Annotated in this window: 12 protein-coding genes; 1 reads left to right on the top strand and 11 read right to left on the bottom strand. The window is 47.9% G+C overall.

All coding sequences use genetic code 11. The features are described 5' to 3' along the window. Positions 1–28: 28 nt before the first annotated feature. The 4 genes from floA to rpsU all read right to left on the bottom strand — a co-directional run bounded on the left by floA (position 29) and on the right by rpsU (position 3,142). A complete protein-coding gene (gene floA / locus MHB72_RS14420) occupies positions 29–1,021 on the bottom strand; it encodes a flotillin-like protein FloA (RefSeq protein ID WP_020452249.1) in 993 nt (330 codons plus the stop codon). Between the two features lie 23 nt (positions 1,022–1,044). Further along, complete coding sequence (locus tag MHB72_RS14425; RefSeq protein ID WP_216920030.1) at positions 1,045–2,364, bottom strand: NfeD family protein; 1,320 nt, start codon at positions 2,362–2,364, stop codon at positions 1,045–1,047. Between the two features lie 143 nt (positions 2,365–2,507). Further along, positions 2,508–2,954 carry a GatB/YqeY domain-containing protein gene (locus MHB72_RS14430; RefSeq protein WP_023855244.1) on the bottom strand — a complete coding sequence of 149 codons (447 nt, stop codon included), beginning with the start codon at positions 2,952–2,954 and terminating at the stop codon, positions 2,508–2,510. A 14-nt stretch (positions 2,955–2,968) separates the two neighbouring features. Next, positions 2,969–3,142, bottom strand: coding sequence for a 30S ribosomal protein S21 (rpsU, locus tag MHB72_RS14435; protein WP_003183654.1), 174 nt, complete (start codon positions 3,140–3,142; stop codon positions 2,969–2,971). A gap of 185 nt (positions 3,143–3,327) precedes the next feature. Between rpsU and MHB72_RS14440 the strand changes: the two genes are divergently transcribed. Continuing rightward, entirely contained in the window at positions 3,328–4,263 is a 936-nt protein-coding gene (locus MHB72_RS14440) for a Na/Pi symporter (RefSeq protein ID WP_216920028.1), read from the top strand. Between the two features lie 18 nt (positions 4,264–4,281). Here MHB72_RS14440 and deoC read toward each other — a convergent pair whose 3' ends face one another. The 7 genes from deoC to grpE all read right to left on the bottom strand — a co-directional run bounded on the left by deoC (position 4,282) and on the right by grpE (position 11,906). After that, positions 4,282–4,953, bottom strand: coding sequence for a deoxyribose-phosphate aldolase (deoC, locus tag MHB72_RS14445; RefSeq protein WP_216920026.1), 672 nt, complete (start codon positions 4,951–4,953; stop codon positions 4,282–4,284). Positions 4,954–5,042: 89 nt separating this feature from the next. Continuing rightward, on the bottom strand, positions 5,043–6,398 hold the full coding sequence (mtaB, locus tag MHB72_RS14450) for a tRNA (N(6)-L-threonylcarbamoyladenosine(37)-C(2))-methylthiotransferase MtaB (RefSeq protein ID WP_216920024.1): 1,356 nt from the start codon (positions 6,396–6,398) through the stop codon (positions 5,043–5,045). 2 nt (positions 6,399–6,400) lie between these two features. Further along, the gene (locus MHB72_RS14455; protein WP_025811136.1) at positions 6,401–7,168 is read right to left on the bottom strand and encodes a 16S rRNA (uracil(1498)-N(3))-methyltransferase; all 768 of its coding nucleotides are present in this window, start codon (positions 7,166–7,168) and stop codon (positions 6,401–6,403) included. A gap of 23 nt (positions 7,169–7,191) precedes the next feature. Then, complete coding sequence (gene prmA / locus MHB72_RS14460; RefSeq protein ID WP_020452257.1) at positions 7,192–8,127, bottom strand: 50S ribosomal protein L11 methyltransferase; 936 nt, start codon at positions 8,125–8,127, stop codon at positions 7,192–7,194. A 23-nt stretch (positions 8,128–8,150) separates the two neighbouring features. Then, positions 8,151–9,278: a molecular chaperone DnaJ gene (gene dnaJ, locus MHB72_RS14465; protein WP_065644202.1), complete on the bottom strand. Its 1,128-nt coding sequence runs from the start codon at positions 9,276–9,278 to the stop codon at positions 8,151–8,153. 181 nt (positions 9,279–9,459) lie between these two features. Beyond that, positions 9,460–11,298 (bottom strand): molecular chaperone DnaK, encoded by a 1,839-nt coding sequence (dnaK, locus tag MHB72_RS14470; protein ID WP_216920021.1) that lies wholly within the window; start codon positions 11,296–11,298, stop codon positions 9,460–9,462. 23 nt (positions 11,299–11,321) lie between these two features. Continuing rightward, positions 11,322–11,906, bottom strand: a complete 585-nt coding sequence (gene grpE / locus MHB72_RS14475; RefSeq protein WP_020452260.1) for a nucleotide exchange factor GrpE — start codon at positions 11,904–11,906, stop codon at positions 11,322–11,324. Positions 11,907–11,960: the final 54 nt, after the last annotated feature.

The following is an 11,960-nucleotide window of genomic DNA, read 5'->3' on the forward strand; positions in this document are numbered from 1 at the left end:
GAGCTCCCTCCTTTTTACAGGGGCTTGTTTATTTATGATCCTCTTCATTTTGGTCTTTCGTCATCTTTCCGAAAGAATCGCGCATGTCTGTGTCGGCGTCGATGTTTTTCATATTGAGGTAGTCCATGACTCCGATCTTTCCGCTGCGGAGAGCTTCAGACATCGCAAGCGGCACTTCGGCTTCTGCCTCGACGACTTTAGCACGCATTTCTTCGACGCGGGCGCGCATTTCCTGTTCTTGCGCAACCGCCATGGCGCGGCGTTCTTCTGCTTTCGCCTGGGCGATGTTTTTATCGGCTTCAGCCTGGTCGGTCTGCAGAATCGCTCCGATGTTTTTGCCAATGTCAACGTCAGCGATATCGATCGATAGAATTTCAAACGCTGTGCCTGAATCCAATCCTTTGCTCAAGACGGTTTGTGAAATCATATCCGGGTTCTCAAGCACTTTTTTATGATTATCGGAGGAACCGATTGTCGAAACGATCCCTTCGCCGACACGGGCAATGATTGTTTCTTCTCCCGCTCCCCCGACAAGGCGGTCGATGTTTGCGCGAACCGTGATTCTCGCTTTTGCTTTCACCTCGATACCATCCATTGCTACACCGGCAATAAACGGCGTTTCGATGACTTTCGGATTAACGCTCATTTGAACGGCTTCAAGCACGTCACGGCCCGCTAAATCGATGGCCGCACATCTGGCGAATGTGAGTTCAATGTTTGCACGCTGGGCAGCGATAAGCGCGTTGACAACCCGGTCAACATTACCCCCTGCAAGATAGTGGCTTTCAAGCTGATTGATTGTAACATCAAGTCCCGCTTTATGCGCTTTGATCAGCGGGTTCACCACGCGGTTTGGAATGACGCGGCGGAGCCTCATTCCGATCAGTGTGAAAATGCTGATTTTAACACCAGCGGCCAAAGCCGAGATCCAAAGCATGACCGGGACGAATGTAAAGAAGACAGCTAGTAAGATGATTCCGGCTGCTATAATAAGCAAAAGAAACAGTGTTGACGGATCCATAATATTCCTCCTAATAATATAATTTATAATTCTCTCACAACAATGCGTGAGCCTTCCACTTTAACTACTTTCACTTTCTTGTCCTTCGCGGTGAACGAGCCTTCAGATACGACATCAAGCCGTTCATCGCCGATAATGACCGTTCCGGACGGTCTGAGCGGTGTAAACGTGACGCCGGTTTTACCAATTAAATCGCGCCGGCTTTCATTTGATACATATCCGCTTTCCGTGCTTGTCGAGTCAGTTAAGATCAATTTTTTAAAAAATTTCATACGCTTCCCCAACACCCTTGTTAATAGAATGGATGCCGCTATAGAAACAGCAGTTGCAATCAAAATGGATACGGCCATGACCTTAAAGCTTCCCGATGCTAAAAAGAGGCTCGCAACAATCGCGATCAGGCCGGCAATCCCTGCTATTCCGCCCGGCAAAAAAATCTCTAAAATGATTAAAATAATGCCTGCTGCAAACAGAAGGATCGTTTCCATTCCGGCAAGCCCGGCGACGAGATGACCGTAGAAAAAGAGCAGCAGCGCGGAGAGTCCCATAAAGCCGGGGATCCCAAAACCAGGCGAATAAAGCTCGACAATCAGCCCGAGACTTCCGATTGAAAGGAGAATCGGAATCACGACCGGATGCGTGATGAACCGGGCCACCTTTTCGGCGAAGCTCACCTCGGAACGCTCGATTTTGGCATCCTTCAAGTTCAGCTTTTTCAAAAGATCATCAAGGCTCGAAACTGTGCCTTCGGAATAGCCGACTTCCAGCGCTTTGTCAGGGCTTAATGTGAGCAGCTCGCCCTTCGGCGCCCCAACTTCTTTAGCATCGACATCCGCATCGGCCATCGCGAGAGCGTATTTCGGATCACGTCCGTTTTTTTTGGCTGCGTCTTCCATTTCAGCGAGCCACAGAGATTCCGACTTTTTATCAGCGGCATTTCCCTGCGTGTCAATGATCGCGGCAGCTCCCATTTTCCCGCCGGGCGCCATATAAATATCGTCTGCATTCAAGGCGAGGTAAGCGCCTGCGGACAGAGCCCTTCTATTCACATAAGCGGTCACCGGAATGTCGGAGTTATGTATCGTATCAGCCATGTCAAGGACTGCGTCGACCGCTCCGCCGGGGGTATTGATATCGAGTATGATATGTTTGGCATTCATATCTTCCGCTTCTTGAAAAGAACGCTCAAGAAATTTTGAAAGCCCTTTTTCAACCGTTTCTTCGATCGGAATGACATACACTGTATCTCCATCCGCTTTCACGGTCAAATGAACGCCTAGTAATAAGAATAAAACAAAACCGCTGACCAGAGCAACAAAAATTCTAAATTTTTTCAGCAGCAACGATGTCTGAGACCTCCTTCCCCTATTATCATTAACATTACATACGTTATAAATGTAGCAAAGGTTTCATCTTTCTACTACTTTTCTATTGTATGAACACGCACAAAAAAAGACGCCTTTAATTGCTTAAAGGCGTCTTTTTCTTAAGACAGTTGTTTGCTGACAAGCTTATTGACGAGACCGCCGTCCGCCTTGCCTTTGACTTTCGGCATGATAGCGCTCATCACTTTGCCCATATCCGCTTTTGAAGAGGCGCCGACTTCGGCGATCGTCTCATTGACGATGCCGAGCAGCTCTTCTTCCGTCAGCTGTTCAGGCATATAAGCTTCCAGAATGTCTAACTCTTTTTGAACTTTATCTACTAAATCTGAACGATTAGCGTTTGAAAATTCATGGAGGGAGTCTTTACGCTGTTTTAATTCACGAGAAAGAACAGTCAGTTCTTCATCATCGGTCAGCCTGTCTTTCTTAAGCTTGATTGCTTCGTTTTGAAGCGAAGCTTTGACCATGCGAATGACAGTCAGTTTGTCTTTCTCACGGTTTTTCATATAGAGCTTCATATCTTGATTCAGCCGCTCAAGAAGACTCATAAATCCACCCTCTTTTAGTATTTGCGCTTTCTTGCAGCTTCAGACTTTTTCTTGCGTCTTACGCTAGGTTTTTCATAAAATTCACGCTTTCTTGCTTCCTGCAAAGTACCTGTCTTTGATACACTGCGTTTGAAGCGACGAAGAGCATCTTCAAGCGATTCGTTTTTTCTAACGACCGTTTTTGACATTCTCTTTCCCTCCCTCCGAATACACCAATCGACTGCTTTAAAAAAAGACATACATATAAACATGTACTTTGACATTATAATATAAGCCTCCGGTAAGGTCAACCAAGGAGAATCGTTTTATTGTTCAGTCATGATTTCGGCAGCTTGTCTGTATATATTTATAAAGGAGGCTGTTCGAAAAACTGATGATAATCTTGATCTTATTTATATTATTGATCGTTCTTTTTCTCAAAGGCATGAGCATGCTGAGAAAAGGCTTGATTTCACTGACATTTGAAAAAATCGAAAAGCGGCTGCTGTTTTTCACGGATCATCCGGTGAAAGCTTTTTTGGTCAGCATTGTATTTACGGGGGTTTTGCAAAGCAGCTCGGCATTTATGGTGATCGTCATTGGCTTTGTCTCGGTAGGCGCCCTTTCATTTAAACGTTCGATTCCGCTCATTTTGGGAACAAACATCGGGTCCACCTTCACAACGGAATTTTTGGCGGTGAAGCTGGAATTTTTGATTTTTGCCCTCTTTGCCGCAGGTGCGGTTCTTTTCATGGCCGGAAAATCCCCTTTTCGGCAAGTGGGCGTAAGCATGATCGGCTTGGGTGTTATTTTTTTCTGTATCAGCGGCTTCAGCCGGCTTGCCGTGCCGTTGTCACAGCTAGGCTCGGGCGCTTATATTGTGCAGCTTGCTGAAAATTCACCGCTTTACGCCTTAATCATCGGGACGGTGTTGACCGCGATGATTCATTCCAGTTCGGCGTGTGTCGGCATCCTGATGAGCTTTATGGATCAAGGTGTCGTCGGTTTGACCGAAGCGATGAGCGTTGTTCTCGGCTCCAATATCGGGACATGCATCACAGCAGTGATGGCGTCCTTCAAAGGCGGAGCTGCGGCCAGGCAAACGGCTTATGCCCATGTGCTGTTTAATGTCATCGGTGTAGCAGCTGTATACCCCCTGCTTTCATCAATAACAGGCTTTATCTCCGGACTGTCTGAAAGCCCCGCTCAGCAGATTGCCCATTTCAGCCTGCTCTTCAATGTCGTCACATCCCTATTGTTTCTGCCGCTCTCAAATCTGTTCCATTCGCTGATCATGTTTCTCATTCCAAACAAAAACCAGGCCCGGTAAACGCCTGGTTTTTGTTGATTAGTAGTCTTCATCCGTTGTTAAGCCTTTGACAATCGACACGCCTGCGCTTGCTCCGATTCTCGTCGCTCCGGCTTCAACCATGGCAAGGGCGCTTTCCTTATCGCGGACGCCCCCTGATGCTTTAACGCCGATATCAGGTCCGACAGCTTCCCGCATCAGTTTTATATCCTGAACTGTCGCACCGCCGCCGGAAAAACCGGTCGATGTTTTGACAAAGTCGGCGCCTGCTTTGACGGCCAGTTCACAAGCGAGCCTTTTTTCTTCATCCGTCAACAGTGACGTCTCTATGATGACTTTTACGAGAGCTTTGCCAACGGCCGCGTCTGTCACCGCTCTGATGTCATACTCCACGGTCCCGGTATCGCGGTCTTTTAATGCACCGATGTTGATCACCATATCAACTTCACCGGCCCCGTCTGCAATCGCCTGCCTGGTTTCAAAAGCTTTTGTTTCCGGAGACGCTGCACCTAAAGGAAAGCCGATAACCGTGCACACTTTCACTTCTGAATCTTTAAGAAGCTCGGCGCACAGCTTTACCCAGCAAGGGTTGACGCAAACGGAAGCAAAATCGTATACACGTGCTTCTTTGCAAAGCGCTTCGATTTCGGATGTGACAGCATCAGGCTTCAATAGCGTGTGATCGATCATTCGCGCAATTTGTTTTGTCATCGTCCCGACTCCTTTTCAAGTGGTTGTCTTTTATGATATTCGCAAAAAAAGCCGGAACACCTTTTTCGTGAACCGGCTAAATTGATCATTTATGACGATAAGCGGATGTTTTCATGGACGTCGTCTTCGGCGACGCGGACGAACTGGCCTTTATTGTACGGATAGCCGGCTTTTAAGATCTTCACTTTAACAAGCTGGCCGATCAGGTCTTCGGAACCTTCGAAAACGACCTTCATATAGTTGTCCGTGTAGCCGACAAGCAGATTGTCTTCGCCCGTTTCCGTGAACGGCTCTTCCGGAATGATTTCCAGAACATCGCCTTCATAATCTGATGCGTATTCTTTCGCAAGCTGATCTGAAAGAGCGATCAGTTTGTGAACTCTTTCGTTTTTCACGTTCTCGTCAACCTGGCCGTCCATGCGTGCTGCTGGAGTTCCGGTCCGTTTGCTGTACGGGAAGACGTGGAGCTCGGAAAACTTGTGTTCTTTAATAAAGTTGTACGTCTCCATGAATTCTTCTTCCGTTTCCCCCGGGAAGCCGACGATCACATCAGAAGTGACTGCGAGCCCCGGAAGAGCTTTTTTGAGTTTCGTCAGCCTGTCAGCAAAAAACTCCATCGTATACTTTCTTCTCATCCGTTTTAAAACGCTGTTTGAGCCGGATTGAAGCGGAATGTGAAGGTGTCTGACGATCTTGTCTGAGCGGTCAAGCACTTCGATCACTTCGTCTGTAATTTGGCTCGCTTCGATTGAAGAGATACGGATTCGTTTCAGACCTTTCACACGGCTGTCCAGTTCTTTCAACAGCTGTGCAAAGTTGTAGTCTTTCATATCTTCTCCATAACCGCCGGTGTGAATACCGGTTAAAACGATTTCTTTATAGCCGGCATCAACGAGCTGCTGCGCCTGGCGGATGACTTCCTCAGGGTCGCGGGAACGAAGCAGGCCGCGCGCCCACGGAATGATGCAGAATGTGCAGAAATTGTTGCAGCCTTCTTGAATTTTCAATGAAGCACGTGTTCTGTCGGTAAATGCAGGAACATCAAGCTCCTCAAACACTCTTGCTTTCATAATATTGCTGACGCCGTTAATCGGCTGTCTTTCTTCCTGGTACTGCTGAATATAGCCGAGCATTTTTTCGCGGTCCTGCGTACCGACGACGATATCAACGCCCGGGATCGCCATGATTTCCGCCGGGGAAGTCTGGGCGTAGCACCCTGTCACACAAATGACGGCGTCAGGATTTTGGCGGATCGCCCGTCTGATCACCTGGCGGCTTTTTTTATCACCTGTATTTGTGACGGTGCATGTATTAATGACGTATACGTCCGCCGAACTTTCGAATTCTTTTCTTTCATAGCTGGCTTCTTTGAAAAGCTGCCAAATTGCTTCTGTTTCATAATGGTTGACCTTGCAGCCAAGTGTATGAAATGCAACGGTTGCCATTGTTATTCACCTCTTAATAACTCTGTATGATAAGAAACTGCCGCCAACGCGTACAGCGGAGCTGTTTCCGCCCTTAAGATCCGCGGACCGAGCCCGCAGGCGAGGGCTCCTTTTTCTTTAAGCGCCTCAATTTCATCTTCTGAAAATCCGCCTTCAGGACCAAACACCATGAGCACGGATGATCCTTCCGGCAGGCTTTTGAGCACGGATTGAAACCGGCTTGTCTCGCCTTGCTTTGATGACTCTTCGTATGCAACGACACATTTATCGAAGTCCTCAAGGCTCTCAAGCAAACGTTGAAACGTGTGAACCGGCGCCACATCGGGAATCGTGTTTCTGTGGGACTGTTCTGCGGCTTCCTTGGCGATTTTCGCCCACCTTTCCCGCTTTTTCTTTGCCTTTTTTTCATCAAGTTTAACAACGGAGCGTGATGCCTGAAAAGGAATAAACGAGCTTGCACCGAGCTCTGTCCCTTTTTGAATGATCCATTCCAGCTTATCTCCTTTTGGAAGGCCGTTTGCAATATGGATCTGGACGGGCAGTTCGCGTGTTTTCCCCGTCCATTCGATTACGCTCAATAAAACCTCTTCTTTTGTGACGGACTCGATCCGGCAGTTCGCTTCATGGCCGTCTTTTGCACAGCAAATGACCTCGTCTCCGGGAGACATCCTCATCACGGTCGCAATGTGATGAACGTCTTCGCCTTTGATCGAGAACACAGGTGCGGCCGTGACCTCTTGTTTTGATTGTTCGATAAAATATCGTTGCATACGCTTGTCACACCTACTAACGATTATTTTTCAGCGATGATGCTGACCCAGTCCTCCATTGAAAGAACCTCGACGATCGTAAAGCCTTCTTTCACCAGTGCATCTTTGACTTCCTGTTTTTTCTGCTGAATGATTCCCGAAGTAATGAAATAACCGCCGTCTTTCAACAGGCTGTATGCCTGATCCGTAAAGCGCAAGATGACTTCAGCCAGGATATTGGCGACGATGACGTCTTTTTCCCCTTCGACGCCGTCGAGCAGATTATTTTGCTTGATCTCGATATGATCGCTGACTTTATTGAGCTTGGAGTTCAAGCGGGCGCTTTCCACGGCTACAGGATCGAGATCATATCCTTCAACCTGTTTGGCGCGAAGCATGGCTGATGCAATGCTCAAAATGCCTGTTCCCGTTCCGACATCCACGACCGAATCCCCTTCTTTTACATACCTTTCGAGCGCCTGTATGCAAAGTACAGTTGTCGGGTGTGTGCCTGTTCCGAACGCCATTCCCGGGTCCATCTCGATGATGAGCTCATCCGTATGAACCGGTGTGTACTCTTCCCATGTCGGAACAATCGTAAACTTCTCGGAAATTTTTACGGGATGATAATATTTTTTCCATGCTGTCGCCCATTCTTCTTCGTTAACCTCGCTGATGGTGATTTTGTTGCGTCCGAGGTCAATATCATACAGCAGCAGATTATTGATGGTTTCCTTGATTCCTTCTACGGTCTCTCCCAAAAAGCTGTTGATCGGGAGATACGCTTTAATGATGACTCCTTCATCAGGGTAATCATTGGGGTCGAGCTGGTAGATTTCTCCGTATACATTCTCACGCTCTTTAATTAAATCAAGCGGATCTTCAATTACGACTCCACTCGCACCAGCTTCATGCAAAATATTCGAGATGGGCTCAACCGCTTCATGTGTCGTGTGAATGCAGATTTCGGACCATTTCATACTACCAACTCCTCATCCAATCATTAATCGCCTTTAAAGGCGCGCTTTACTTTATCAAAAAAACTCATTTCCTGTTCATCCGGCATATTTCCGCTCACTTCCGCAAATTCGCGGAGAATATTTTTCTGGTTTTCTGTTAAATTCGTCGGTGTCACGACGCGGACGACGATGTGCTGATCGCCTTGACCGTACCCGCGTACGTTGGCAACGCCTTTTCCTTTTAAACGGAACTTGGTGCCTGTCTGCGTGCCCGCCGGCACTTTTAATTTTACTTTACCGTGAAGAGTAGGCACTTCGATTTCGTCCCCGAGCGCAGCCTGTGCAAATGTCAGCGGCATTTCGCAGTAAATATCGTCTCCATCGCGCTCGAAAAATTCGTGTTCTTGGACGCGGAAAACGACGAATAAGTCACCTGACGGACCGCCGTTGATCCCCGGTTCACCCTGTCCGGATACTCGAAGCTGCTGGCCGTCATCCACACCCGCCGGGATGGTGACATTGATTTTCTTGCGTTTTTTCACTTTTCCTGAACCGCCGCAAGTTGAACATTTGTGCTTAATTTGCTTACCCGTTCCATTACAGTAATGACATACTCTTCTGTTGACAACTTTTCCGAACGGAGTCGACTGCTCCATGTTCAGCTGGCCAGAGCCGCCGCAGTGTGAACAGGTTTCCGGCTTTGTTCCCGGTTTCGCGCCTGAGCCGCTGCATGTTTCACATGTTTCTTCACGTGGAATTTCGATCGTCGTCTCTTTTCCGAAGGCCGCTTCTTCAAATGACAGTGTCATCGTATACTGCAGATCGGCGCCCTGCCTCGGGGCATTCGGGTCTCTCCGCCTTGCGCCGCCTCCGAAAATGCTTGAGAAAATATCGTCAAACCCAAAGCCGCCGAAGTCGCCGCCGCCGAAACCTCCGCCGCCGAATCCCTGATTTGGATCGGTGTGGCCAAACTGGTCGTAATGGGCCCGTTTTTGGTCATCAGAAAGTGTTTCATAGGCTTCTTTGACTTCTTTGAATTTTTCATCCGCTCCGGCTTCTTTGTTGATGTCCGGGTGATATTTTTTAGAAAGCTTGCGGTAAGCTTTTTTAATCTCATCTTTAGAAGCGCTCTTACCTACCCCAAGCACCTCATAGTAATCACGCTTACTCATCTCTTCACACTCCCGATTTTCTCACATAAATTAGATTGTATCATTTCAAATTATGTTTTTTCAATTCCTTTTGTCCTTTAGGAAGAAAAAAGTCAAAGTCAAGAGATCCTGACTTTGACTTTCATCGCCTGTAAGGTCATGTGCTGTGCAAACCGGGGTAAGCACGCACATTTTATTTCAATTATTTTTGTTCTTTGTCGTCGTTTACTTCTTCATATTCAGCGTCAACGACATTGTCGTCGGCTTTTTTAGCGCCGGCGCCGCCGTCTTGCTGAGCCTGAGCCTGTTTTGCAGCTTCTTCGTAAAGCTTCATTGAAAGCTCTTGGACGATCGCTTGCAGCTCATCTTTTTTCGCCTTGATTTCATCAAGGTCATTTTTCTCGATCGCAGCTTTTAACGCGTCTTTTGCATCATTCGCTTTTTTCACTTGCGCTTCATCGGCTTTGCCTTCAAGATCTTTCAGCGTTTTTTCAGTTGTGAAGACAAGCTGATCCGCTTCGTTGCGAAGCTCGATTTCTTCTTTTTTCTTCTCATCCGCTTCGGCGTTTTCTTCAGCTTCTTTCACCATGCGTTCGATCTCCTCGTCAGAAAGACCTGAAGAAGATTTGATCGTGATGTTTTGCTCTTTTCCGGTACCCAGATCTTTCGCGCTGACGTTGACGATACCGTTCTTATCGATGTCAAATGACACTTCGATTTGCGGTACGCCGCGAGGAGCCGGCGGAATATCTGTAAGCTGGAAGCGTCCGAGCGTTTTGTTGTCGGCAGCCATCGGGCGCTCACCTTGGAGCACGTGGATGTCAACCGCTGTTTGGTTGTCAGCCGCTGTTGAGAACACTTGGGACTTGCTTGTCGGGATTGTCGTGTTGCGATCAATCAGCTTCGTGAACACGCCGCCCATTGTTTCGATACCAAGTGACAGCGGAGTTACGTCCAGAAGGACAACATCTTTGACATCGCCTGTGATGACGCCGCCTTGAATGGCTGCACCAAGGGCTACGACTTCGTCAGGGTTGACGCCTTTATGCGCTTCTTTTCCAGTTTCTTTTTTGATCGCTTCCTGAACGGCAGGAATACGTGTTGATCCGCCGACAAGAATTACTTTGTCGATTTCGCTTGCAGAAAGCCCCGCATCTTGAAGAGCCTGGCGGACTGGACCCATTGTGCGCTCTACCAAGTGTGAAGACAGCTCTTCAAACTTCGCGCGGGTCAGTGTCAATTCAAGGTGCAGCGGACCTGCGTCACCGGCTGTGATAAACGGCAGCGAAATTTGCGTAGAAGATACGCCGGAAAGGTCTTTTTTCGCTTTCTCAGCCGCATCTTTTAAGCGCTGAAGCGCCATTTTATCTTTAGAAAGATCAATGCCGTTTTCTTTCTTGAATTCTGAGACGAGATGATCGATGATCACTTGGTCAAAGTCGTCTCCTCCAAGGCGGTTGTCACCCGCTGTAGAACGAACTTCGAATACGCCGTCTCCCAATTCAAGGATGGAAACGTCGAATGTACCGCCGCCAAGGTCGTAGACGAGGATCGTCTGATCTTCTTCCGTCGTATCCAGACCGTATGCAAGCGCAGCTGCAGTCGGCTCGTTGATGATCCGCTCAACTTCAAGTCCGGCGATTTTACCGGCATCCTTTGTCGCTTGACGTTCTGCATCATTGAAGTATGCAGGAACTGTGATTACGGCTTTAGATACAGTTTCGCCTAAATAGCTTTCAGCATATGATTTCAAATGCTGAAGGATGATGGCAGACACTTCTTGCGGCGTGTACTTTTTGCCTTCGATTTCAACTGTATAGTCCGTGCCCATGTGGCGCTTGACCGACATGATCGTGTTCGGATTCGTGATGGACTGGCGTTTCGCCACTTCACCCACCTGGCGCTCTCCGTTTTTAAATGCAACAACCGAAGGAGTCGTGCGGGCTCCTTCTGGATTTGGGATGACTTTCGGCTCTCCGCCTTCAAGCACTGCAACGCATGAGTTCGTTGTTCCCAAGTCGATTCCGATTACTTTGCTCATGATTTTTACCTCCTGCTATGTAGTTATTGGTTGACTTTTACCATAGAAGGACGGATCACCCGGTCCTTAAGTTTATAGCCTTTTTGCAGTTCCTCAACGACTGCGTTTGATTCGTACGCTTCATCCTCGACCTGCATAACAGCCTGGTGCATGTTCGGGTCAAATTGCTCTCCGACTGAAGGAATCTGTTCAACTCCTTCATTTTTAAGAGCCTCCAAAATTTGACGGTGCACCATTTCCATCCCTTGAAGCAGGCTTTTCGTCTGCTCGTTGTCAGGATCGATCTGTAGCGCGCGTTCAAAGTTGTCAAGCGCCGGCAGCAAATCGCTGATGATGCGCTGGGAACGGTACTTTTCAGCAGCCTCAAGGTCAAGGCGTGCGCGTCGTTTGTAGTTTTCAAAGTCCGCCTGAACACGTAAAAGTTTATTTTCTTTTTCTTCAAGACGTTCTTGAAGTTCTTTTAGTTGTTTTTCAAGCATTTCTGTTTGCGTGTCTTCTGCCGGGGCATCAGCTTCAGCAGCCGTTTGTTCGGCTTCGGCTGTCTCCGCTTCTGTCTCGTTCAGTTCCTCTTGTTCGTTTAGCTCTTCAGTTTGTTTTTCTTCTGCCATCTGTGTTCACCTCCCTTAAAGGATGAGTTTCATGATAAAGAAGGGATTTCTCCC

Origin of the sequence: Bacillus sp. FSL K6-1284, from assembly GCF_038002625.1 — a bacterium.
Lineage (GTDB): Bacteria > Bacillota > Bacilli > Bacillales > Bacillaceae > Bacillus > Bacillus paralicheniformis.

What these genes read in the sequence shown, in the direction of transcription:
- deoC (WP_216920026.1), bottom strand. Translation starts at nt 4,953, where the DNA reads ATGACAAAACAAATTGCGCGAATGATCGATCACACGCTATTGAAGCCT.
- grpE (WP_020452260.1), bottom strand. Translation starts at nt 11,906, where the DNA reads ATGGCAGAAGAAAAACAAACTGAAGAGCTAAACGAACAAGAGGAACTG.
- MHB72_RS14430 (WP_023855244.1), bottom strand. Translation starts at nt 2,954, where the DNA reads ATGAGTCTTCTTGAGCGGCTGAATCAAGATATGAAGCTCTATATGAAA.
- MHB72_RS14455 (WP_025811136.1), bottom strand. Translation starts at nt 7,168, where the DNA reads ATGCAACGATATTTTATCGAACAATCAAAACAAGAGGTCACGGCCGCA.
- prmA (WP_020452257.1), bottom strand. Translation starts at nt 8,127, where the DNA reads ATGAAATGGTCCGAAATCTGCATTCACACGACACATGAAGCGGTTGAG.
- dnaJ (WP_065644202.1), bottom strand. Translation starts at nt 9,278, where the DNA reads ATGAGTAAGCGTGATTACTATGAGGTGCTTGGGGTAGGTAAGAGCGCT.
- mtaB (WP_216920024.1), bottom strand. Translation starts at nt 6,398, where the DNA reads ATGGCAACCGTTGCATTTCATACACTTGGCTGCAAGGTCAACCATTAT.
- MHB72_RS14440 (WP_216920028.1), top strand. Translation starts at nt 3,328, where the DNA reads ATGATAATCTTGATCTTATTTATATTATTGATCGTTCTTTTTCTCAAA.
- floA (WP_020452249.1), bottom strand. Translation starts at nt 1,021, where the DNA reads ATGGATCCGTCAACACTGTTTCTTTTGCTTATTATAGCAGCCGGAATC.
- dnaK (WP_216920021.1), bottom strand. Translation starts at nt 11,298, where the DNA reads ATGAGCAAAGTAATCGGAATCGACTTGGGAACAACGAACTCATGCGTT.
- rpsU (WP_003183654.1), bottom strand. Translation starts at nt 3,142, where the DNA reads ATGTCAAAAACGGTCGTTAGAAAAAACGAATCGCTTGAAGATGCTCTT.